The organism is Erythrobacter sp. S57(2025) (assembly GCF_057365055.1).
Map to the genome: position 1 here is coordinate 2,725,552 of NZ_CP200299.1, position 20,834 is coordinate 2,746,385.

The 20,834-nt window shown below is 58.0% G+C and carries 20 protein-coding genes; 10 read left to right on the forward strand and 10 right to left on the reverse strand.

Translation table 11 applies throughout. The features are described 5' to 3' along the window. Nucleotides 1-9 precede the first annotated feature (9 nt). The 7 genes from AC0V6N_RS13020 to glnE form a co-directional block, all read right to left on the reverse strand. On the reverse strand, nucleotides 10-669 hold the full coding sequence (locus AC0V6N_RS13020) for an OB-fold-containig protein (protein ID WP_486171972.1): 660 nt from the start codon (nucleotides 667-669) through the stop codon (nucleotides 10-12). A 239-nt stretch (nucleotides 670-908) separates the two neighbouring features. Next, on the reverse strand, nucleotides 909-2,198 hold the full coding sequence (locus tag AC0V6N_RS13025; protein WP_486171973.1) for a cytochrome P450: 1,290 nt from the start codon (nucleotides 2,196-2,198) through the stop codon (nucleotides 909-911). A gap of 4 nt (nucleotides 2,199-2,202) precedes the next feature. Next, entirely contained in the window at nucleotides 2,203-3,741 is a 1,539-nt protein-coding gene (locus AC0V6N_RS13030) for an acyl-CoA synthetase (RefSeq protein WP_486171974.1), read from the reverse strand. Between the two features lie 243 nt (nucleotides 3,742-3,984). Further along, nucleotides 3,985-4,713, reverse strand: coding sequence for a M23 family metallopeptidase (locus AC0V6N_RS13035; protein WP_486171975.1), 729 nt, complete (start codon nucleotides 4,711-4,713; stop codon nucleotides 3,985-3,987). Between the two features lie 182 nt (nucleotides 4,714-4,895). Then, nucleotides 4,896-5,687 carry a ferritin-like domain-containing protein gene (locus AC0V6N_RS13040; RefSeq protein ID WP_486171976.1) on the reverse strand — a complete coding sequence of 264 codons (792 nt, stop codon included), beginning with the start codon at nucleotides 5,685-5,687 and terminating at the stop codon, nucleotides 4,896-4,898. A gap of 5 nt (nucleotides 5,688-5,692) precedes the next feature. Next, nucleotides 5,693-6,166 (reverse strand): peroxiredoxin, encoded by a 474-nt coding sequence (locus AC0V6N_RS13045; RefSeq protein WP_486171977.1) that lies wholly within the window; start codon nucleotides 6,164-6,166, stop codon nucleotides 5,693-5,695. Nucleotides 6,167-6,169: 3 nt separating this feature from the next. After that, nucleotides 6,170-8,881: a bifunctional [glutamate--ammonia ligase]-adenylyl-L-tyrosine phosphorylase/[glutamate--ammonia-ligase] adenylyltransferase gene (glnE, locus tag AC0V6N_RS13050; protein ID WP_486172492.1), complete on the reverse strand. Its 2,712-nt coding sequence runs from the start codon at nucleotides 8,879-8,881 to the stop codon at nucleotides 6,170-6,172. Nucleotides 8,882-8,985: 104 nt separating this feature from the next. Here glnE and AC0V6N_RS13055 point away from each other — a divergent pair, with 104 nt between their 5' ends. From AC0V6N_RS13055 to AC0V6N_RS13065, 3 genes are read left to right on the forward strand one after another with little or no spacing between them, the layout of a single operon-like run. Beyond that, entirely contained in the window at nucleotides 8,986-10,692 is a 1,707-nt protein-coding gene (locus AC0V6N_RS13055; protein ID WP_486171978.1) for a M28 family metallopeptidase, read from the forward strand. Between the two features lie 40 nt (nucleotides 10,693-10,732). Beyond that, nucleotides 10,733-11,725: an agmatine deiminase family protein gene (locus AC0V6N_RS13060; RefSeq protein WP_486171979.1), complete on the forward strand. Its 993-nt coding sequence runs from the start codon at nucleotides 10,733-10,735 to the stop codon at nucleotides 11,723-11,725. A gap of 35 nt (nucleotides 11,726-11,760) precedes the next feature. After that, entirely contained in the window at nucleotides 11,761-11,883 is a 123-nt protein-coding gene (locus tag AC0V6N_RS13065; protein ID WP_486171980.1) for a hypothetical protein, read from the forward strand. On the opposite strand, the gene AC0V6N_RS13070 is transcribed toward AC0V6N_RS13065, so the two are convergent. Then, the gene (locus AC0V6N_RS13070) at nucleotides 11,880-12,590 is read right to left on the reverse strand and encodes a TSUP family transporter (RefSeq protein WP_486171981.1); all 711 of its coding nucleotides are present in this window, start codon (nucleotides 12,588-12,590) and stop codon (nucleotides 11,880-11,882) included. The genes AC0V6N_RS13065 and AC0V6N_RS13070 overlap by 4 nt on opposite strands. Before the next feature lie 50 nt (nucleotides 12,591-12,640). Then, nucleotides 12,641-14,656: a threonine--tRNA ligase gene (thrS, locus tag AC0V6N_RS13075; protein ID WP_486171982.1), complete on the reverse strand. Its 2,016-nt coding sequence runs from the start codon at nucleotides 14,654-14,656 to the stop codon at nucleotides 12,641-12,643. Between the two features lie 411 nt (nucleotides 14,657-15,067). Between thrS and AC0V6N_RS13080 the strand changes: the two genes are divergently transcribed. The 4 genes from AC0V6N_RS13080 to AC0V6N_RS13095 are packed head-to-tail and all read left to right on the forward strand — an operon-like array spanning nucleotide 15,068 to nucleotide 16,417. Continuing rightward, entirely contained in the window at nucleotides 15,068-15,244 is a 177-nt protein-coding gene (locus AC0V6N_RS13080) for a hypothetical protein (protein WP_486171983.1), read from the forward strand. Continuing rightward, on the forward strand, nucleotides 15,241-15,843 hold the full coding sequence (locus AC0V6N_RS13085) for a hypothetical protein (RefSeq protein WP_486171984.1): 603 nt from the start codon (nucleotides 15,241-15,243) through the stop codon (nucleotides 15,841-15,843). Before AC0V6N_RS13080 ends, AC0V6N_RS13085 begins: the two co-directional genes overlap by 4 nt. A gap of 2 nt (nucleotides 15,844-15,845) precedes the next feature. After that, nucleotides 15,846-16,229: a hypothetical protein gene (locus tag AC0V6N_RS13090; RefSeq protein WP_486171985.1), complete on the forward strand. Its 384-nt coding sequence runs from the start codon at nucleotides 15,846-15,848 to the stop codon at nucleotides 16,227-16,229. After that, entirely contained in the window at nucleotides 16,226-16,417 is a 192-nt protein-coding gene (locus AC0V6N_RS13095; RefSeq protein ID WP_486171986.1) for a helix-turn-helix transcriptional regulator, read from the forward strand. The genes AC0V6N_RS13090 and AC0V6N_RS13095 overlap by 4 nt, the downstream gene beginning before the upstream one ends. Here AC0V6N_RS13095 and AC0V6N_RS13100 read toward each other — a convergent pair. Next, the gene (locus tag AC0V6N_RS13100) at nucleotides 16,414-18,078 is read right to left on the reverse strand and encodes an alkaline phosphatase D family protein (RefSeq protein ID WP_486171987.1); all 1,665 of its coding nucleotides are present in this window, start codon (nucleotides 18,076-18,078) and stop codon (nucleotides 16,414-16,416) included. The two genes, AC0V6N_RS13095 and AC0V6N_RS13100, sit on opposite strands and share 4 nt — an antisense overlap. Before the next feature lie 69 nt (nucleotides 18,079-18,147). Here AC0V6N_RS13100 and AC0V6N_RS13105 point away from each other — a divergent pair, with 69 nt between their 5' ends. The 3 genes from AC0V6N_RS13105 to AC0V6N_RS13115 are packed head-to-tail and all read left to right on the forward strand — an operon-like array spanning nucleotide 18,148 to nucleotide 20,764. Beyond that, nucleotides 18,148-18,894: an alpha/beta hydrolase gene (locus AC0V6N_RS13105; RefSeq protein ID WP_486171988.1), complete on the forward strand. Its 747-nt coding sequence runs from the start codon at nucleotides 18,148-18,150 to the stop codon at nucleotides 18,892-18,894. Beyond that, the gene (locus AC0V6N_RS13110) at nucleotides 18,894-19,733 is read left to right on the forward strand and encodes a tetratricopeptide repeat protein (RefSeq protein ID WP_486171989.1); all 840 of its coding nucleotides are present in this window, start codon (nucleotides 18,894-18,896) and stop codon (nucleotides 19,731-19,733) included. Before AC0V6N_RS13105 ends, AC0V6N_RS13110 begins: the two co-directional genes overlap by 1 nt. Before the next feature lie 38 nt (nucleotides 19,734-19,771). Next, nucleotides 19,772-20,764 (forward strand): LLM class flavin-dependent oxidoreductase, encoded by a 993-nt coding sequence (locus AC0V6N_RS13115; RefSeq protein WP_486171990.1) that lies wholly within the window; start codon nucleotides 19,772-19,774, stop codon nucleotides 20,762-20,764. The last annotated feature ends 70 nt before the right edge of the window (nucleotides 20,765-20,834 follow it).

Below are 20,834 nucleotides of genomic sequence, written 5' to 3' on the forward strand. Positions count from 1 at the left end.
GTGAAAGGCCTATCCCTCAAGGCCGAGTAGTCGGTTTTCATATTGCACCGCGTAAAAGGTCTGCCCTTCGCGGCGCACCAGCAGCACCGTTTCACCCTCGCGAAGTTCGACTGCGGGATCATTTGGCTCGACCATTACAAAGTGGGCCTGACCATACTGGTCGAGCACTTTTGAGCGAGCTGGCGATCCTGTGCGAGCGGTGCCGATCTGTATCTCAGCATCACGCCGCACAAGGCTTTCAAGACCAACCGCACTGGTTTCATCCTGGGGCAATATCCGCTCCAGCGGGCGGGTTAAGATGCCTGTCACCGGAAGCGCGGCGGCGCCCGCCGCAATTCCCGCTAGCCAAATTGGCAAGGGCGCGCCGACGATGTTGATCAATGTCTGCTGACCAGCCACTCCAATTGCAGCAAAGACAAACAGCAGAACCGCGAACCAGATCAGGATCGGAACTCTGCCAATGCCCAGCAGGCTCAACGCGCTTGCGAGCAATCCATCACCTGCGAAACCATCAACCCCCTCGCCGGTATCAACGTCCAGATCGAAATCGACATCCGCATCCGCTCCATCGAGCAAGTCGCCCATGCCAATAATCTGCGCCACAGCAATGAAGATCAGCAGAATAGCTGCCGCCGCAAAGGGTAGATTGTGTGCTTCTAGCAATGTCATGAGTGACCCCCTTCGCGTGTTTTAGTGGTAAAGATGGCAGGTGCAAAGAGTCCTGCCGGCAAGCCAGCAATGTATGTTTCCCAAGTTTTTCCCATGAATGCTGGATTAACACATGTTTCTTGGAAATAACAGGAAAATCGTCATATTGGTTCGATAAATACGTTAAGCGAACAAATATTGCACAAATGCACTTGTATTGTTCAAAACCGTCCCCATATTGAGGGCTTAGGCTGCGACGATTAGGCGGGCTTTATTCGCAAAGGCAGCGTCTTTAGACCGCCAACGAAGGTCGAGCTCGAACGCGCAGGCTCGCCAGCCAATTCCACTGATTCGAGCCGATCGAGCAAGGCTTCGAACAGGATCTTAATCTGAAGCCGCGCCAGATGCAGGCCTAGGCATTGATGCGCGCCCGCTCCAAACGCCATGTGGCGGTTGGGGCTGCGGCTCGCATCAAAGTCTCGCGGGTTTGCGAATTGAGATGGATCGTGATTGGCAGCGACATAGTTGAGCATCATCCAATCGCCCGCTTTGACCTGCTGCCCACCGATTTCAACATCCTCAGCCGCTGTGCGCATGAAATGCTGAACCGCCGTGGTCCAACGGATCGCCTCTTCAACAAGTCCGGGCAGCAGCGACCTGTCCGCCTTCACACGGGCAAACTCTTCGGGATCACGCGCAAGTGCCAACATTGCGCCGGACATTGTCGCAGAAGTAGTATCGTGACCTGCCGCCGCCATGATGATGTAGTATCCGGCCATATCGCGGTCGGGCAGAGGCTCTCCGTCCACGGTTGCGTTCGCAATCACGCTGGCGACATCATCGGTGGGGTTGGCTCGCCGCTCAGCTGCAATTCCGGCGAAGTAATCTTCGAAACTTTTCACCGCGACGGAAACCAGCTGAAGCACTTGCTCCGGCGTCATATTCTCCATGCCGGTGCCGGAAAGATCTTTGTCCTGACCGCCAAACATTTGCTGTGTGAGCATTAGCATGCGCGGTTCATCCTCTTCGGGTATACCAAGGATCTGCATGATAACCCGCAGCGGCATCGGGGCGGCGACTTGCTTCACGAAGTCCACCTCAGGCCCGCCTTGAATCATTCCCTCGACCAGCTTGTCTGCGAGGCCGCGAATTTCCCCCTCAATCAATTTGAGGTTGCGCGGCATGAACCAGTCTTGGGTCAGCTTGCGATATTTGGGGTGGATCGGCGCATCAAAGACGACCAGTGAATCCACCAACATGTTGGAACCGGTCGCTTGCTGAGCGAACGCTGTGGCCTCACGCGTCGCGAAGACAACGGGTTTGGGATTGTTGAGGAAGGTCGTGTTGTCCTTCGAAATGCGCATCACATCGTCATAACGCGTGATGAGCCAAAACGGTTCGAACGCGTCATCCTCTGCAATCACCTTTGTGACAGGCGTGGTTTCGCGCAATTCGTCAAACGTATCGAGCAAACCATTCCACTCGGCATAGCTTTCCGGTGCGATGATCTGGCGGGCGGTATCGGTCGGAAGGATTGCAGCCTCGGCCATAATTTCACCCCTTTGCCTTTGCTTCATATTCATCGCGCAGCTCACGCTTGTAGAGCTTTCCATTCGCCTCGCGCGGCAAGTCCGGGCGGAAATCAAACAGCTTGGGCATTTTGATATGCGCCAAACTGGGAGCGAGGAAGTCGCGCAATTCCTGCTCTAGAGCATCACCTACATCGGCCATATCGATGGGTTGAACCACTGCGACGACCTTCTCGCCAAAGTCAGGATCGGGCGCGCCAATGACCGCAGCATCCATGATTTTGTCATGCGTGACGAGCAGGTTCTCAATCTCCTGAGGATAGATATTGACCCCGCCCGAGATAATCATGTGGCTTTTGCGATCGGTCAGGAAGAGATAGCCTTCCTCGTTCACGTGACCGATATCGCCCAAAGTCATCCAGCCTTTCGGATGCATCGCCTCAGCGGTTTTGTCCGGATCATTGTGATAGGTGGGCAGCAGCGCGTTCTCAAAATAGATGAGCCCATCTTCGCCTGCGGGCAATTCTTTACCATCAGGCCCGCATATATGGATCTTGCCATAGATCGCCTTGCCCACAGTGCCTGGATACTCGAGCCATTCGGGTGACTTAACGAGCGTCATCCCGATCCCTTCAGATCCGGCATAATATTCGTTGATGATCGGCCCCCACCATTCGATCATCTCGCGCTTAATCGGCACGGGACAGGGTGCGGCTGCATGCAACGCGCGCTGGTGGCTAGAAAGGTCATACTTGGTACGAATCGCGGGATCGAGTTTGAGCGACCGGACGAAATGCGTGGGCACCCACTGACTGTCCGTCACTTTGTAAGTTTCAATCGCCTGCAGAACGGCTTCTGGGTCGAATTTCTCGACCACGACAACAGTGCCGCCCAGGCGCTGCGCGGTCGAACACCAGCCAAGCGGCGCCGCGTGATAGAGAGGGGCGGGTGACAGATAAACCATCGAGCCATCAGCGGGCATGCCTGCACCCATCATCGCAAGACCCATAAGTGGCACGGGCGCCTGCGGATCCGGGTCTTCGGGCGGTGCTGGCCGAATACCCTTGGGCCGACCGGTCGTGCCCGAGCTATAAAGCATAACGGCCCCTGCACGCTGGTCAGCAATTGGATCAGAAGGCTGCGCTGCCAGAGCTCTATCGAGGCTGTCTTCGCCGTCTGCACCCGCCAGTAAAATTTCCAAATCCGGGCAAGCGGCACGAATTTCTGGCAAAATGACGTCAAATGCGTGCGAGGTGACCAGCAGCTTTGTGCCGCTATCTTCTAGGATATAGGCGATCTCGGGCGCTGTCAGCCGGGTTGAGATTGGAACAAGCAAAGTTCCCGCGCGCTGAGAACCCCAAAACAGAGGAAAATACTCAATTCGATTTTCAAGCAAGACTGCAAATGCATCATCCGCTGCAAAACCCCGCGCGCGCAGGGCCTGCGCGAAGCGGTTTGCTGCGGCGTCCATCTCGGAATAGGTCATCTGCTCACCACTTCCAGCCATAATGACGGCGGGGTGGTCAGGACGGTTTGCGGCATGCGCAATTGGATGCAGGCTCATTTTTTCTCCCATGCAGCTGCCTTGCGCACGCGGTGCGTCAAAGGGCGAAGCTGAACTCTCTCGGGAACAAAATCTAACGCGGTGCGCTTATCACTCAAGAGAAATCGCACGGGTGACGCAGCCAGAAGAAAGCGCGGACAGGGATGTCGCGCAAAAAAAGGCGGCGGGTAAACCCGCCGCCCAAACTCGGACACCCTCTCCAATGTCCGACCCGCTTCCAGGCGGGTATCTTATAAAAGCGAACTATTGTCCGCCAGCACCAGCGCGGCGGCGACCAGGAAGGATTTCACCCTGCCTTGTCGTTTGGCTGTTAGCCAACCGCGCCTGTTCGTTGCTTTCTACCATATATGGAATTGGATTCACTGCAACCCCATCGACGCGCACTTCATAATGAAGGTGCGGACCAGTGGAGCGACCTGTTGAACCAACATAACCAATCAGATCACCCTTTTCGACGCGGTCACCCGCTGCGACAGCAAGGCGCGAGAGGTGCGCATAACGCGTTTCCAGCTCAGCACCGTGATCAATGCTGATATACAAACCGTAGCTTGAGAACCAATCCGCGCGGCCAATCAGGCCGTCTGCAGTGGCATAGACTGGAGTGCCGGTTGGTGCTGCGAGATCAACACCGTGATGTCGGCGACGCTGACGCAGAACCGGGTGGTTGCGCATGCCATAACCGCTGGTCATCCGCGCATCACGAAGTGGCATGATCGAAGGCACTGAAACTGTTGGGCGCTCCAAACCTGGGATCGGAGCATCGGCACCGACGGTCGGAACCGAATCAAGCGCTGTCCAATTGGCAAACAATTCACGGAAGCGCTCATCGCCCGAGGCCAGCGTGTTGTTCTGACTCTCTTCCAGCGGCGCAGTCACATCAGCGCTTGCTGAGCTGTTTGCAGAAGAATTGGCGACAGCGGGGGTTGCTGCCATCAGACCTGTAGCGGCGCAAACCACGCCAAAAGTCTTCAAAAAGGGGCGCTTCAAAAGCGTAATCATTAGTACCCGGTCCTGACTGGCACTTTGGCCATTCCTGTTAAAGCTGAGCGCGACCTTTATTATCTTTCCCGGCTTTTCAGACCGGTGACTCGCGTCAACATCATGATCGGGTCCCCAAACCCTTATTTCACAATGAGGGTTATCGGGGCGATTCGTTAAAGAGCAACATCTTCGTAAAAACCGCGCGACAAACCGGCTGCAAGACGCGCTGAGTCGTTAAATGGCGGCTTAACCTGCCCTTTGAAGTGCGCACGAACCAAGGATTTCCACATATTTTCGGGATTCTCATCGCGGCGCTGTGCCTGGGCCAGAAAGTGCTTTGTCCCGAATCCGACATGTCGAATTTCGTCGTCAAGTATCCTCGCAAGGATTTTGACGCCATGCGAGTCTCCGGCCGCCTCCACCCGCTCTAGAGTTGCTGGCGTCACGTCCAATCCGCGCGCTTCGAGCACCATCGGGACAATTGCGAGCCGCGCAGTGACGTCATGACGCGTATCATGCGCAGCCTGCCAAAGGCCACCATGAGCAGGCAGGGCCCCATAATGACTGCCGAGGCCCTCGAGCTTACGAGCGAGCAATGCGAAATGCATCGCTTCATCAGCAGCGACATATAGGAAATCAGAGACAAACTCCTCTCCCATTTCACCGCCAAAACGCCCGGCCATGTCGAGCGCTAGATCAATTGCCACAAATTCAATATGGGCCAGACTATGCCACAGCGCGATCCGGGCACGCTCTGATCCAAATTTACCGCGTTTTGGCATCTGGTTCGGAGGCAGCAACTCAGGAGCATTGGGGCGCGCAGGCTCTGCTGGCATGTCAGCGTCGAACTCAAACGCCAACTTACCCATGCGCCAACGCCGCGCGACATCGCGAGCAGCGAAGCACTTAGCACGCGGCTCACCTGTCAAAAGAGCGGCCCGAACGGCAGAAGCAACAGATTGCATCGGGATCAGAGCGCCTTGGCAGCGGCCAGCACTTCCGCTGCGTGACCTTTCACCTTCACCTTATTCCAGATTTGCGCGATTTTGCCGTCTGCACCGACCAAATAGGTCGAGCGGACCATGCCCATATATGTTTTGCCGTACATCTGTTTTTCGGTCCAAATGCCAAGCGCGTCTGACAGGCCGCCTTCTTCTGCGTCTGTTGCAAGTGGCGTTTTAAGATCGTGTTTCGCGATAAAGTTCTGATGCTTTTTGGCTGAATCCTTGCTTACACCCAGCAGTGCCACGCCAGCTGCATCAAATTCGCCTTTAAGCGCGGTGAAGTCTTTCGCTTCGGTTGTGCAACCGGGCGTGTTGTCTTTGGGGTAGAAGAAGACAACCAGCTTTTTGCCTGCAAAATCTGATGCTTTGACGGTCCCGCCATCAGGGGTTTCCATTTCAATGTTCGGCATCGTGTCGCCAACTGCAGGGAAAGTGCTCATCGCCTAAATCTCCAATGTCTGTTCAAAGATGTCCGCCCAAATTTGCGCGACTGTTTTGCGGGCAACGGCAAGCGCTGCGACAAGTTCCGCGTAGTTAGGCTGCCCGCACGCTCGCGCAAGCGCTTTTGCAGCGGCGGGCGGCGGCTCCGTTCCGTCTGGTGCCAGCAATCGTCCGGCCACTAATTGAGCGGTCAGCAGATCATATGCTTCAATCAAGGCCTCTGGCACCAATCCAAGGCGCGCAAACGCTTTGATCGCGGTCATCAAGCTGGGATCGAGAATATCGGGTGCACCTGCTGCCAAGTCATGGGCGTGGCCCAGTTGCAAAAAGTGGATTAGGAATTCGACATCAACCAATCCACCACGCTGCAATTTGACATCGATTTCACCGCGAGGAGGTTTGTGCTGAGTAATCTCTGCTCGCATCGTCAGGACCGCTTCACGCACGGCCTTTGGATCGCGTTTTTGGCAAAGAACGTCTGCAATGATCGCATCAACCGCGCGGCGCGCCTCGTCGGACCCTACAAGCACTCTCGCACGGGTCAGAGCCATATGCTCCCAAGTCCAAGCGGCTTCGTTTTGGTATTTGGCAAATGCTTCAAGAGAGACTGTCAAAGGGCCCTGCTTGCCCTGTGGTCGAAGTCGCGTGTCGACTTCATAAAGCGCCCCTTGAGCTGTTGGCACAGACAGCGCGGCGCTAACCCGGCTTGCCAAGCGGTTGAAATAAAGCGTCGCGCCCAGTGGCCGCATCCCATCGGATTCGGCGTTAAAGTCCCCCGTGAATAGGTAGATCATATCAAGGTCGGAGGCATGGGTAAGCGCGCCGCCACCCAATCTGCCTAGGCCCAGCACAACCAACTCACCTTCGGATATCGCGCCGTGAGCCTTCGCAAATTCAGCCGCGCTAGTTTCAGCCGCCCGCGTAATCGCAGCCTCTGCCGTTTGCGAGAGCGCCGCACCGATACGGGCAGGGCTATGCTCTGCCTCAATCAGCGCAATACCTAGGGTAAAGCGCTGCTCACCAGTCACATGACGGATGCAATCGAGCTGCGCTTCATAATCGTCGCGAACGGGACCAATGCGCATGCGTCCAAGAACTTCATCATAGGCCTCGTCTAGCTCACTCCGGTCGCGGTCAATAAGTGCATCGAGCAGCTCGGGACTTCGCGCCAGCTCATCGGCAAGCACTGGTGAGAGTGTGAGAGCTGCGGTGAGCCTATCTAGCAATTCGGGGCGCGCAGACAGCAGGTGAAAAACAGTGATCGCGGACTGAGTGCGCTCCAATATGTTTTGCCAGCGGGTGATGGCGCGTGCCGGGTCATCGCTTTGAGCAAAGGCTCGCATCATCTTGGGCAGCAGGTGGTCAAACGCCTCAAGCGCCTGCGGGGATCGGACCGCTGCGAAACGGCCATCGCGCCATTCATCAATGCGCAGGGCCAGTGCCTCTGGCTCATCAAAGCCCATTTCAGTGAGCTGTTTGACACTCTCATCAACTGGCAAAGATGGCGATGGCGCATCTTCACTTGCCCCGATCAGGCCGTCGTAAATTGAGCCAGTTTGCTCGGTGAGCTCAGTAAGCTCCTCGACCAACGCCTGCCCGTTGGCCATGCCATCAAGCCTAGCGACTGCGTCCAGCGCATCGCCATCGGGCAATGCATGCGTCTGGCGATCATGCATCATTTGAAGGCGGTGCTCGATCACACGCAGCCGATCATAACCCTGGCCAAGCACTTCGGCATGCTCTGGCAGGATGCGACCGGCTTTTGCCAGAGCATCGAGCGCGGCGCGTGTACCCCGCACTCTAACCGACGGGTCGCGGCCGCCATGAATAAGCTGATGCGTCTGCGCGAAGAATTCTATCTCCCGAATGCCTCCACGGCCACGCTTCACATCGAAACCGGGACCTGGGTGTTGCGGCCCATCATGGCTTTCACGAATACGCAAGGTCAGCGCTCTGATCTCCTCGATTGCTCCGTAGTCAAGAGCCTGGCGCCAAACGAAGGGCGCAATTTCATCGAGGAACACCTTGCCGGCTTCGATATCACCTGCAGCAGGGCGAGAACGGATAAAGGCGGCGCGCTCCCACGCCAATGCTTGCCCTTGATAATGCGCCAACGCAGTTGCGCTCGGCACGGCCAAAGGACTGATTTCACTTGCCGGACGCAATCGCAGGTCCACGCGAAGCACATAGCCCTCAGCCGTGTTTTCCGAGAGGAGTTTGACGATCCGCCGCGCATAACGCTGTGCAACCTCTCCGGGATCGTCACTTGCGCGCTTGGGCAAAGTTTTGGGATCGTAAAGCAGGATCGGGTCAATGTCTGACGAATAGTTGAGCTCACCAGCGCCTTGCTTGCCTAAGGCCAAAGCAATCATCCCGGTCGGGTTTTCCGCTCCTGTGCGTTCGGCAATCGCTGCGCAAATAGCCCGATCGAGCGCGTGATCTGCAAAACTTGTCAGCTCTTTAACCACTCTGGAAAGCGGAATAGCACTGGCCAGATCAGCGACCGCCAGCGCCGTCGCCAGCGCAAGGCGATGACGCCGTAGACCCACACCGACATCATCGTTTTCGCCGCGCTCTCTCGCCCATGCCAGCGCATGCTCAAGCTGCCCCTCATTCAGCAGCTCAGCCAATTCACTCTGCCGATCAAGCGCGCGCGCCAGAAACGGCGCATTGTCGCGCGCCCTCTTTAGCGCTCCGGCCCAATCGACTTGCATGTTCTCCACCATAGCCAGTCTGTCATTGGCCAAGCCGGTTGCGGCCTGCAAGCCCATCTGCAAGAGAAGCCGCAACGATTTCTTTTCGAGAAGAGGACTTTGCCATGATCAAACGCGCGATCACGCTTGCCGGACTTGCTGTCGGCGCGCTCGCCCTGACCGCTTGCGAAGATATGCAGCTGGGCGGCGGAAGTGAGCCAGAGCTGGATATTCCAGAAGTTGAACGGGGGGACATCTCCGAAGCGACAATGGTGGACATCACCCGCGAGCTTTCGACCGATGAGTTTGGTGGTCGGATGCCCGGTACCAGAGGTGAAGAGCTGACAGTCGCGCTTTTGACCGAGCGTTTCGAAGCTGCAGGTCTCCAACCCGGCAATGGCGACAGCTGGGTGCAAGAGGTTCCGCTGGTCGAAATCACGGGCAGCAACTTTGCCCCGCTCACCATTACTAACGGCGAAACCGATCTCGCCTATGATTATGGTAGCGAGTGGACCGGCGTTACCTATCGCGAGGACGCCAGCACGCAGCTTGCCAATAGCGAAATGGTCTTTGTCGGATACGGCATCAACGCGCCAGAGCGTGGCTGGAACGATTATGAGGGCGTAGATGTTACCGGCAAAACGGTTGTCATCCTCGTCAACGATCCAGACTGGGAAACCGAAGGCTTAGAAGGCACCTTTAACGGCAAGGCGATGACGTTTTATGGCCGCTGGACCTACAAATATGAAGAAGCCGCTCGCCAGGGGGCTGCAGCGGCCCTGATCGTGCACGACACTGATCCTGCCAGCTATGGTTGGAATGTCGTTGAAAGCTCATGGGGTGGCCCGCAAGCCTATCCCGCCCGCGGCGACAATCCACCCGCAATGACTTCGCTCAATGGCTGGGTTCAAAAAGAAGTCGCGCGTGAAATTCTCGCTGCTGCCGGCCAAGATCTGGACGAGCTTACCGCAGCAGCGAAGACTGAAGACTTTGCGGCTGTTGAGCTAGGAATGAGCGCATCAACCAGTTTTGAGAACAGCATGCGCAGTTTCTCTTCGCAAAATGTCATCGGCGTTCTGCCAGGCAGCGAAGCGCCTGATGAATATGTGCTCCACACGGCGCACTGGGATCACCTTGGCACGTGCAACCCACCCGCAGCGGATGGCGATGACATCTGCAATGGCGCGGTCGACAATGCGACCGGCACCGCCGCGTTGGTCGCGCTTGCCGAGGCGCATGTCAAAGCGGGCGCGCCAAAGCGGAGTCTTGTTTTCCTAGCAGTGACCGCCGAGGAGTCCGGCTTGCTGGGCGCATACTATTACGCCGCCAATCCAATCTTCCCGCTTACCCAAACCGTCGGCGGCGTGAACATGGATGCCTTCCTTGTTGCCGGACCTTCAAAGGATGTGACGGTTGTGGGGCCGGGCAAATCGCAGCTCGACCTTTTCCTTGAAGCGGCCTTGGTTGCAGATGGCCGGGTCGCGACGCCTAACCCGAGCCCAGAGGCGGGCTACTACTACCGCTCAGACCACTTCGCATTCGCCAAAGAAGGCGTGCCAATGCTCTATGTGGATGGCGGCGAAGACTTGATCGAGGGCGGACGCGAAGCGGGCAAGGCGATTTCTGACGAATACCGCGCCAACCGTTATCACGGACCAAAGGATGAGTTTGACGAAAACTGGGATTGGTCTGGTGTAATGGCTGATCTCCAGCTCATGTATCGCCTTGGCCGGATGATGGCGATGAGCTCAAGCTGGCCGAATTGGAACGAGGGCGATGAATTCCGCGCCACTCGCGATGAGGCATGCGCTGAGGCAGAAACGGGCTGCTGATCGGCAACCCCGTTCGCTTGCGAAAACACTAGGCCGATCCATGACCAACTGCATGCCTCCTGAATGGGCGCCGCAGGACTGGTTGTGGATCGGCTTTCCGCATCTGGCTGAGGAATGGCCTGGCTATCTTGAGCGAGCGCAGGAGCAAATCGCTGCGTTCGCCAGCGCTGTTGCCGATAGCGGGCAAGAGGTGCGCTTGTTGGTCCGTAACGAGGCCAATGAAGCGCAAGCGCGCGAACTGGTTTCGTCAAATGTCGTCTTAGAACTCCGCGCCTATGGCGACATTTGGCTGCGCGACACCGGGCCATTGGTAGTCTACGAGCAGCACGAGCGGGTGGCTCGTCGCTTTGGATTCAATGGTTGGGGCGGCAAATATCTGATGGCAGGCGACCAAGAAGTCGGCGCCGAGCTTGCACATGATGCAGGGCTCCCAATCGAGACCTCCGCGATGATCCTCGAAGGGGGAGCATTGGATTGCGACGGCACTGGCCTCGTCGCCACAACTGAGCAGTGCCTGCTGAATACCAATCGCAATCCTGACATGACGCGCAAAGCTATCGAAACTGAGCTCGAGCAGATACTTGGCTTTGATCGCGTGCTGTGGCTCGGCGACGGGTTGATCAATGATCACACCGATGGCCATGTCGATAATCTTGCCCGATTTGTGGGGCCCAACCAGTTAGTGGTCCCCATCGCCAGCGGTTCTGACGATCCCAACGCCAAGATTTACGAGGACGCGACACGGCGCGCGATGGACTTTGGGGTAGAGGTGACCCGTATCCCGTCACCCGGACTGATTGAGCGCGATGGATCAGTTGAACCGGCAAGCTATGTGAACTTCGCCATTACGACGCACCTAGTTGTGGTGCCGACCTTTGGCTCTCCCTTTGACGATGCTGGCGTCGCCTCAATCGCTGAACTGTTCCCAGACCGCGCGACTATCGGACTGCCCGCAGACGCCGTGCTCGCGGGCGGAGGGGGCTTCCACTGCGCCAGCCAGCAAATGCCCAGCGCTCCTCGGGCGCAAAGTTAACACTCCATTAGGACTTTTGGGCGATTCTCCGTCTCATGAGCAAAGCACTTATTCTCGCAAAGGACAGCCTCGACGTAATGAGCGTGTGGGCAAGCAGTGCGATTGTAGTGAGCTGCGGCGTGGCTTTGATCTTCGCCGGGCAGCCGCTTCCCTACTAAACGAGCTTCCAAACGGCTCCCATAGCGGCAGCCGCAAGGACACTGGCTGTGGCAACTTGCCATTGGATCTGCGTGACTTTGCCAAACGCGCGGTTGCCCAGCCAATCTCCGGCCAGCACAAATGGGAAAAGCGCTGCGGCGAAGGCCACTTGGCGCCAACCTCCTACTCCCAAGGCGATGAAGAATGCCGCCGATACCGGGGCAACGATCACGAATATCGCCATCATGGAAGCGCGCGCTGATAAGGGGGTGAAGCTGCCACGCAGATAGAGCGGAGCCATTCCGGGGCCCGGCATTCCCGCAAAACCTCCGAAGAAGCCCGTTGCCAGGCCAGCCATACCAAGTGCAGCCTTTTCAGGCAGTTTTCGGCCTCCCAATGGGACAATCACCAGCACGAATGCTCCAACTGAGACCAGTGCGATCAGAACCCGTGCCCATTCAGATGATAGGGCAGTAAGAGCCCATAATCCTGCTGGCATGCTGATGAGCGCTATGATCGCGAGCGGCATCACTGACTGGTCTGCATCGCGACGGATGCGACCAATATCGGTCAGGCCAGCGAGGAATAGCGACACAATCCCGACCAGCACCGCCGCGGTGGGCTCAGTGAAGAGCTGCAAGACGGGAACCAAGACCACGGACAGTCCAAATCCAGCCAGACCACGGACAAACCCAGCCGCCAGCGCGGTAAGCGCAGCAATGGCCAAAGCCTCAGGAGCGAGATCGAAAATCGCGCAGCGCCCTTTGAACGTGCCAACTAGCTCACAAGGTCAGGCGGCGTTGCGGCTTTGCTCAGCATTGCGATGGCTTCATCCAGCTTCATCACTCGCTGCTCCTTCTCGCCCAAGGTGCGGATAGCAACGGTGCCTTCTTCCGCCTCGCGCATCCCCACAACGAGCAGATGCGGCACTTTGGCAAGCGAGTGTTCGCGCACCTTGTAGTTGATCTTCTCATTGCGAAGATCGCTCGCAACCCGAAGCCCGGCGGCTTCAAGCTTAGCGACAGCCTCTTGCGCATAGCCATCAGCGTCTGACACGATGGTCGCCACCACAGCCTGAACCGGGGCGAGCCATGATGGCAGGCGGCCTGCATAGTGCTCAATCAGAATGCCGATGAAGCGCTCATAGGAGCCAAAGATCGCGCGGTGCAGCATTACGGGGCGATGCCTGCCGCCATCTTCACCGATATAGGTCGCATCCAATCGCTCAGGCAGAACGCGGTCGCCTTGGATCGTGCCGACCTGCCAAGTGCGCCCAATCGCATCGGTCAGATGCCATTCGAGCTTAGGCGCATAGAACGCCCCTTCGCCCGGCAGCTCTTCCCAGCCATAATCGTCATTGTCCATGCCCGCCTCAGCCACGGCATCGCGCAGTTCCTGCTCTGCCTTGTCCCAATCCGCATCGGAGCCAAAGCGCTTTTCGGGCCGCGTGGCGAGCTTCACATGGTATGAGAAACCGAAGTCCTTGTAGACGCTGTCGGCCAGCTCACAGAACTGGCGCACTTCCTCAACCACTTGGCTTTCTGTGCAGAAGATGTGCGCGTCATCCTGCGTGAACTGACGCACACGCATCAGGCCATGAAGCGCTCCGTGCGGCTCATTACGGTGGCAGCAGCCCATTTCGCCAAGGCGGATGGGCAGTTCCTTGTAAGACGTGATCCCTTGCTTGAAGACGAGAACATGCGCCGGGCAGTTCATCGGCTTGATCGCCATCCAGTCCGCATCATCGGCAACCTTGGGTGAGGCCTCGGTTTCGCCATCTTCGCCCACTTCAGGCACGATGTCGGGAACAGCGAACATGTTCTCTGCATATTTGCCCCAGTGGCCGGATTGCGTCCATTGGCGCACATCCATCAGCTGCGGCGTCTTGATCTCCTGATAGCCACCGCCATCCATCTTGCGGCGCATGTAAGCCTCAAGCTCGCGCCAGATGCGATAGCCCTTGGGGTGCCAGAAGACGCTGCCATGCGCCTCTTCCTGAAGGTGGAACAGGTCCATCTCTTTGCCCAGCTTGCGGTGATCGCGTTTGGCGGCCTCTTCCAAGCGGTGAAGATGCGCATTCAGCTGCTTCTTGTTGAGCCAGCCTGTGCCGTAGATCCGCGTTAGCTGTGCATTGCGTTGATCGCCGCGCCAATACGCGCCTGCAACCCGCATCAGCTTGAAAGCCTGCGGGTCTAGCTTACCGGTCGAGGCAAGGTGCGGCCCCCGGCACATATCGAGCCAGTCATCACCCGACCAATAGACCGTCAGTTCCTCGTTCTCAGGCAGCTCTTTAGCCCATTCCGCCTTGAACGCCTCGCCATCAGCTTCCCATTTCGCGATCAGGTCTTCGCGAGACCAGACCTCGCGGCGCAGCGGCTTGTCCGCTTTGATGATGGCGCGCATCTGCTCTTCGATGGCGGGCAGATCGTCCATGGTGAAGGGCCCGCGAGTGGCAGGGGCCATCACGTCATAGTAGAAGCCATCATCGGTTGCCGGGCCGAACGTGATCTGAGTGCCGGGATAGAGCGCCTGCACCGCTTCGGCGAGGACATGCGCGAAGTCATGCCGGGCAAGCTCCAGCGCCTCTTCCTCATCACGGGTCGTGATCAGCGCAAGCTCGCTATCGCCATCAAACGGGCGACCAATATCGCGCACTTCGCCGTTCACCCGTGCAGCAATGGCAGCCTTGGCAAGGCCCGGTCCGATAGCGGCTGCGATGTCAGCAGGGGTTGAGCCCTGCTCCACTTCGCGCACCGAGCCATCGGGAAGGCTGATTTTGAGCAGTTCGGTCATTGTTCGGTCCGGATACCTGAATTCGATCTTGGGTTTCGCGCGCCCTGCCATAGACCGGCTCGCGCTGAAAGGGCGGTGTTTGTGTTTTTGGCTTCACCGTCCAGATCGCGGTGCCCAATGGACCGCGCAAGGGGGTGCTTTAAAAAAATTGGTCAACCTGTGAAAACCGCAGATTTCCGGGAGGTTGAGGGTCATTGGGCATTGGCTAACTGTAACCTTTCAAATTGCGCCTGTGTGAGAGGGTGCAGACCCGCGGGGAACGCCCACACCAATAGCGCGGCAGGCCAGTTGTAGGAAAGTTCAATCCAAGCCAGATAGCGGAAAGCACACGCTCCATTATGGAAAGCGTGCTTGACAAAACTACGAATCAATGACAAGTGTCCTTTCCATAGTTAAAAGGGAGCTTTCCAAATGGATATTCGGATCAAAGCGCTGCTATTGGCATCCATCATTCTTTGTGCAGCGGGCACAACTGTCTTGCTCGGCCTAAACCAAGGCGCGAGTTTCGGCATCGTCGGCGGCCTGTCTGGCGCTGCATGGGGCGCGCTCCAGTCCGATCTGGGCTGCGCAAGGGGGTGCCTGCAATGACCGCTCAAAAAGCCTCACCAGCGACCAAACTATGCCTTGGCGCCGCCGCATCCTCGGTGCTCAGCGCGCTTGCATTGATGTTTCTTTGGAAGTCCGATGCGCTGGAGCCCAACACCGTCTACATTTTGATGGTATTGCCGATCGCGCTGCTGATCTTCGCCTTTGTCAAAGGCCTGTCGCTGACCAAGGAAAATGCCCGCGCAAGCCACCGTTATTTGCTGCGCCTTGCGCTGACGATGGCATTCTATCTAATCACTTTGGCTTTTGCGGAGCACTTTATCGACGGCGAAGGGCTTACAGGGCCAGTCGCCGCGTTCCTCGCATTGCTGCCGGGCTTGTCATTCGCCGGGGTCGTGTGGGTGTTTGGCGGCCTCATCATTGAGGAAACCGACGAGTTCTATCGCATGCTTTATGTGCGCCAAGGCCTGATCGCGACCGCGATATCCTTCACACTCGCCGCCATCTGGGGCTTTCTGGAGACCTATAACATCGTGGAGCCAGTTGCGGCCTTCTGGTGGCCAACCATCTGGTGCTTTGGCTTGGGCATCGGCGCGATCTTCAACAAGGTGAAATACGGCGTCTTTGGAGAGATACGGTGACAATGGCCCCTTATATGAAGAGCTACACCAAAAGGATCGTCTTCTTCATGTCCGCCTATGTGGTCATATTGGTCGGCGGCTTGTTCTATCACCGGTCCGCCGATCCGACCGAACTGGTATCAATCGCCCTTGCGCTGCTCACAGCCATGCCGATTTGCGGAGTTTTCTGGACCATGTACCGCCTTCTTGTGGAGTGCGATGATGAATATCAGCGGATGCTGTTTGTGAAGCAGATGCTGGGTGCGACCGGTGCGACACTCGTCATCACCACCGTTTGGAGTTTCCTCAAAACCTACGACGTGGTCGTGGCGGGGCCTCAATGGGTAGCGGTGATCTGGTTTGCCATGCTTGGGCTGGCTGCGCCGGTAGTGCGGTGGCGCGCATGAACAACCGCCTCAAAGTCTTGCGTGCAGAACGCGACTGGTCTCAGCAAGACTTGGCTGAGCGATTGGGTGTCAGCCGCCAAAGCGTGAATGCGATTGAGAAGGGCCGCTATGACCCATCTCTGCCGCTCGCCTTTTCAATTGCGGATGTCTTTGAATTGCCGATCGAAGAGATTTTCAGCCGCGACTAAACACTCAATATGTTCGACCCAGCCTCGCAGGTGATCTGCTTCGTACCTGCAAGCTGGGTTGATCGCTGTCTGATGCCGGAGACAAAGCGGTATTCGGTCGTCGCGCGGGTTGGCGTCAGCTCAACGGTCATATAGCCGCGCTGCGCGGTGTCAGCCCATTTCAGCTCGTCATTGGTCGTGATCACCAGACCCGCCAGATCGTCAGGCGCGACCATAGACAGGTAATTCTCAAACCCCGGAGAGCTGACTGAGCATACGCCCAGCTCAACACCGACGCGCTCGCCTTCATGCGCCAAGTCAAACGCCCAACCATTATGGGTGTCGCCTGCCAGAACGAGCAGGTTTGCATCCGCCTTCAGCGCGCCTTCAAACACGCGGCCCCGCGCTGCGGGATAGCCATCCCACGCATCCATATTGAGCGGCAGGCCTGCCTCGGCTGCCATCGCGGAAGCGGTCAACCGCTGCTGGATAAAGGACGGCGCGCCCTCACCAAGCAGATCGAGCAAGCCCTTTGGCGAAGACAATTTGCCCATCAACACTTGCTGGACCAGCACCTGCCACGTCGCCCCGCGCGCGGTTGAACTGGCGAGGCCTTCATTGAGCCATTGCTCTTGGGCTTGGCCGAGAAGCTGGCGATCAGGATTTGCGTAGTCCCCTTCGCGGAAAGAACCCAGCGCATTGATCATCGCCTCTGGGTTGTCATGCGATTCGATGATCTGTCGGATGTTAAACTGCTCCTCGCGCCCCTCCAGCCGGGTGTCGAGGCGGAACAGGGTGGCCAAATCGCCGACATCATAGGCGGCATAGGGTTCGTCTGAGACAGGCATCCACTCGCGGTAAACCTGCTTGGCAACGGCCTTGCGCACCGACCATTCGCCTTCGGTTTCGGGCTGGTGGTTTTGCGCGCCATTTTGCCATGAATCATTGGCGCTTTCGTGATCATCCCACACCGCGATCATGGGGAGGACTTGATGCAGGCGCTGGAGGTCTTGGTCCGCGCGATACGTCGCATAGCGCAGGCGGTAATCGGCAAGCGCGACAATCTCGTCTTCGGGCGCGAGATCTCGCTCAGGATGACGCTGCCCAGCAGACGGATAGGTGCCTCCGCCATACTCATAGATGTAATCGCCAAGATGCACGGCAAGGTCGACATCATTCGCCTCGGCAGCATGGGCATAGGCATTGAACCAGCCGAACCCGAAATTCGCACAGGAAAACACCGCCATGCGGAACTTTTGCGCGTTCCCTTCAGGCAGAGTCCGCGTGCGCCCGACAGGCGAATACGTGCCACCGGGCGCGGTAAAGCGGAAGAAATACCACGTGTCTGGTGAAAGGCCGTCTGCCGTCACCTTCGCGCAGTAATCGCGCGCAGGAGATGCGGCGACTTGGCCCTCGGAGATGATCGATGTGAACTCAGCGCTCTCGCTGATCTGCCAATCGAGCGTGGTCTCCGCATTCGCGACAAAGCGCGTCCACAGGAGCACGCTCTCAGAATGCGGCTCCCCACTCGCCACTGAATGCGTGAAGCCCGCGCCGAATGCTCGCGCCGTTGCAGGCGTAGCAGCCATAGCGGCAGATGCGCCTGCAAGCGCGAATATGCCCCGGCGAGTCATGCCGGTTGTGGAGGAAGCGGGCGGCGCGATGGAGTCGGTCTTGATCATAATAACTCGATACGTCGCACGCATTGCACCGCCGTGACAAGCGCAGCGCAAACGGGCAGTAGGGCGCGCATGACTCAAATCCAATTTCACACCATGCCTGATGGCGAACGCATTGCGTTTCAGCACCGCGCAGGCAGCGGGCCAACTCTCGTATTCCTGCCCGGCTACATGTCCGACATGGCAGGCGGCAAAGCGAGCGCGCTCTATGCCGAAGCAGCCGAGCAAGGGCGCGCCTGCCTGTTGCTCGACTACTCAGGCTGCGGGGAAAGTTCTGGCGATTTTGCAGTCGGCACTTTGTCGCGCTGGTGCGGAGAAGTGACGGCTCTGATTGACGCTTATGTCGATAGCGACGTGCTGCTCGTGGGCTCTTCGATGGGCGGTTGGCTGATGCTGCTGGTCGCAGCCCAATTGGGAGAGCGGCTTGCGGGCATTATCGGCATTGCCCCCGCGCCCGATTTTACCCGCTGGGGCTACTCTGCTGACAAACGCGAAGCGCTGGAGCACGGGGAGATTGTGCTGGAAGAAAACCCCTACGGACCAGAGCCAACTCCGACTCATCCCGGATTCTTCGCAGACGCAGAAAACCAGCTGCAACTCATCTCTGAGATCGACCTGGCTTGCCCGGTGCACTTGCTGCATGGTCAGCGCGACGATGATGTGCCGTGGGAAGTGAGCTTGAAACTCGCCGCCGCTTTGCGTTCGGATGCAGTACAGGTGACACTGATAAAGGATGGCGACCACAGATTGTCGCGTGAGGGTGATATTGCCCTTTTGAAGCAAGCCGCCGCGCGTTTTTACGAAGAGACACTCCCCTAATGTTGCTCACCACCGCCTTTTTCATCACCGCTCTGCAGGTTGGCCCCAACCCCAACACACTGCCTCTGACCGATGGCCACACGGAGCTGCGCGAGCGAGAGGCGCGGGATACCGAGGAGGCGCCGTCTAACCCCACCTCGCAATGGCTGGCCGAATGCCTTGCACAGCTCGAAGAAGACGCAGCGCGCGCGCATACGATGGCGCAGATTAAACGCGGGGCCGCCAGCGGCGCAGATCGGGTAGTGGCCAATCATTGCCTCGGCCTTGCGGCGACAGAGCTTGGCCTGTGGCAGGATGCGATCACCGCCTTTGGCGAAGCGCGCGATGAAACCCCGGAAGACCAACTTCGCGCCAGAGCACGGTTCGGCACCATGGCCGGGAATGCCGCCCTTGCTGCAGGAGATTTGGTCAGTGCTGAAACCATCCTGACCCGCGCAAAGTCCGACGCGCAAGGCTCAGCCTCGGCTCCGCTCCAAGCGATTGCAGCCAGCGATCTCGCCCGCGTCTATGTTGGGTCGAACAGGGCAGAGGCGGCTTTGGCTGAGCTGGAAATTGCAACCACGCTTGAGCCCGGCAATGCAGAGTTCTGGCTGCTGAAAGCGACGTTGCTCAGGCGGCTTGAACGCCTCGATGATGCGCAGCTTTCCATCGTGCAAGCCGCTGACCTTGCTCCGACCGAACCGCAAATTGGCCTAGAAGCCGGTGTTATCGCAGTGCTCGCAGGCCGCGACGACGCCGCGCGGTCAAGCTGGCAATCGGTGATCGACGTCGCGCCCGCCAGCCCCTCTGCACAAATCGCGCAGGATTACCTTGCTCAGCTTGGCCCTCCCCCTTCATAAGGAACCACCGGGCATAAAACCGGTTGGGAGAAACTGCGATGGTCGACTTTTCCGTCCTTGATTTGGTGCCCGTGCGCGAAGGCGGCACGCTCAGCGAAGCGTTTGATGCCGCGCGCGATCTCGCCGTCCATGCAGAGAAGCTAGGCTGCAAACGCTTCTGGGTGGCTGAACATCACGCCATGACAGGGATCGCAGGCGGCGCGACTTCGGTAGTGCTGGCCCATATCGGCAATGCGACGTCTCGCATCCGCATCGGGTCCGGCGGGATCATGCTTCCCAATCACACCCCTTTTCAGATCGCAGAGCAATTTGGCACGCTGGATGCGCTGTTTCCGGGCCGGGTCGACTTGGGGTTGGGCCGTGCACCGGGCGCTGGCCCGGAATTGCAGCGCGCGCTGCGCAAGGATTTGCACCAGGCTTCCGAATATTTCCCGCAAGACGTGCTGGAATTACGCGCGCTGATGACAGGCGATGTCGATCTTCCGGTTACTGCAACACCGGGGCTTGGCTCCAATGTTGAATTTTGGATGTTGGGATCGAGCCTTTTTGGCGCCAGCCTAGCTGCGAAATTGGGCATGCCTTACGCGTTCGCCGCACATTTCGCGCCTGATCACCTCGATGCAGCGCTTGAGCTCTATCGCCGTGACTTTCAGCCGTCAGAGGTACTTGCCAATCCGCATGTAATGGTCGCGATGAATGTCTTTGCGGCGGAAACAGACGAAGCGGCGCAGACGCTCGCATCGAGCCAGCAGCAGAGCTTTGTCGCCCTGCGCTCTGGCACTCCGGGTAAGCTTCAACCCCCGATCCAAGACTACACTTCGCAATTGCCCGCCCCTGCACGGGCAATGCTCGATCACCTTGGTCAAGCGGCAGCCGTGGGCACTCCGCAAAAGGTCGAAGCCGATATTGCCGGTTTCGTTGAACGGACGCACGCGGATGAGATCATTTTGTGCGGGGCGACCTACGATCCAGAAGCGCGCTTGCAGTCGCTCGCGCTCACTATTGATGCTTGCGCAAAAGTGGCGGCCTAGGGGCTAATCCCAAGCACGCTTTGCTTGCACCCGCATACACAATGGGCGTAAGAGCTAGGGCACGATAAAA

What these genes read in the sequence shown, in the direction of transcription:
- AC0V6N_RS13105 (WP_486171988.1), top strand. Translation starts at nt 18,148, where the DNA reads ATGACTCAAATCCAATTTCACACCATGCCTGATGGCGAACGCATTGCG.
- AC0V6N_RS13115 (WP_486171990.1), top strand. Translation starts at nt 19,772, where the DNA reads ATGGTCGACTTTTCCGTCCTTGATTTGGTGCCCGTGCGCGAAGGCGGC.
- AC0V6N_RS13080 (WP_486171983.1), top strand. Translation starts at nt 15,068, where the DNA reads ATGGATATTCGGATCAAAGCGCTGCTATTGGCATCCATCATTCTTTGT.
- AC0V6N_RS13040 (WP_486171976.1), bottom strand. Translation starts at nt 5,687, where the DNA reads ATGCAATCTGTTGCTTCTGCCGTTCGGGCCGCTCTTTTGACAGGTGAG.
- AC0V6N_RS13095 (WP_486171986.1), top strand. Translation starts at nt 16,226, where the DNA reads ATGAACAACCGCCTCAAAGTCTTGCGTGCAGAACGCGACTGGTCTCAG.
- AC0V6N_RS13045 (WP_486171977.1), bottom strand. Translation starts at nt 6,166, where the DNA reads ATGAGCACTTTCCCTGCAGTTGGCGACACGATGCCGAACATTGAAATG.
- AC0V6N_RS13025 (WP_486171973.1), bottom strand. Translation starts at nt 2,198, where the DNA reads ATGGCCGAGGCTGCAATCCTTCCGACCGATACCGCCCGCCAGATCATC.
- AC0V6N_RS13085 (WP_486171984.1), top strand. Translation starts at nt 15,241, where the DNA reads ATGACCGCTCAAAAAGCCTCACCAGCGACCAAACTATGCCTTGGCGCC.
- glnE (WP_486172492.1), bottom strand. Translation starts at nt 8,881, where the DNA reads ATGCAAGTCGATTGGGCCGGAGCGCTAAAGAGGGCGCGCGACAATGCG.
- AC0V6N_RS13055 (WP_486171978.1), top strand. Translation starts at nt 8,986, where the DNA reads ATGATCAAACGCGCGATCACGCTTGCCGGACTTGCTGTCGGCGCGCTC.
- AC0V6N_RS13090 (WP_486171985.1), top strand. Translation starts at nt 15,846, where the DNA reads ATGGCCCCTTATATGAAGAGCTACACCAAAAGGATCGTCTTCTTCATG.
- AC0V6N_RS13020 (WP_486171972.1), bottom strand. Translation starts at nt 669, where the DNA reads ATGACATTGCTAGAAGCACACAATCTACCCTTTGCGGCGGCAGCTATT.
- AC0V6N_RS13100 (WP_486171987.1), bottom strand. Translation starts at nt 18,078, where the DNA reads ATGATCAAGACCGACTCCATCGCGCCGCCCGCTTCCTCCACAACCGGC.
- AC0V6N_RS13060 (WP_486171979.1), top strand. Translation starts at nt 10,733, where the DNA reads ATGACCAACTGCATGCCTCCTGAATGGGCGCCGCAGGACTGGTTGTGG.
- AC0V6N_RS13030 (WP_486171974.1), bottom strand. Translation starts at nt 3,741, where the DNA reads ATGAGCCTGCATCCAATTGCGCATGCCGCAAACCGTCCTGACCACCCC.
- thrS (WP_486171982.1), bottom strand. Translation starts at nt 14,656, where the DNA reads ATGACCGAACTGCTCAAAATCAGCCTTCCCGATGGCTCGGTGCGCGAA.
- AC0V6N_RS13065 (WP_486171980.1), top strand. Translation starts at nt 11,761, where the DNA reads ATGAGCAAAGCACTTATTCTCGCAAAGGACAGCCTCGACGTAATGAGC.
- AC0V6N_RS13110 (WP_486171989.1), top strand. Translation starts at nt 18,894, where the DNA reads ATGTTGCTCACCACCGCCTTTTTCATCACCGCTCTGCAGGTTGGCCCC.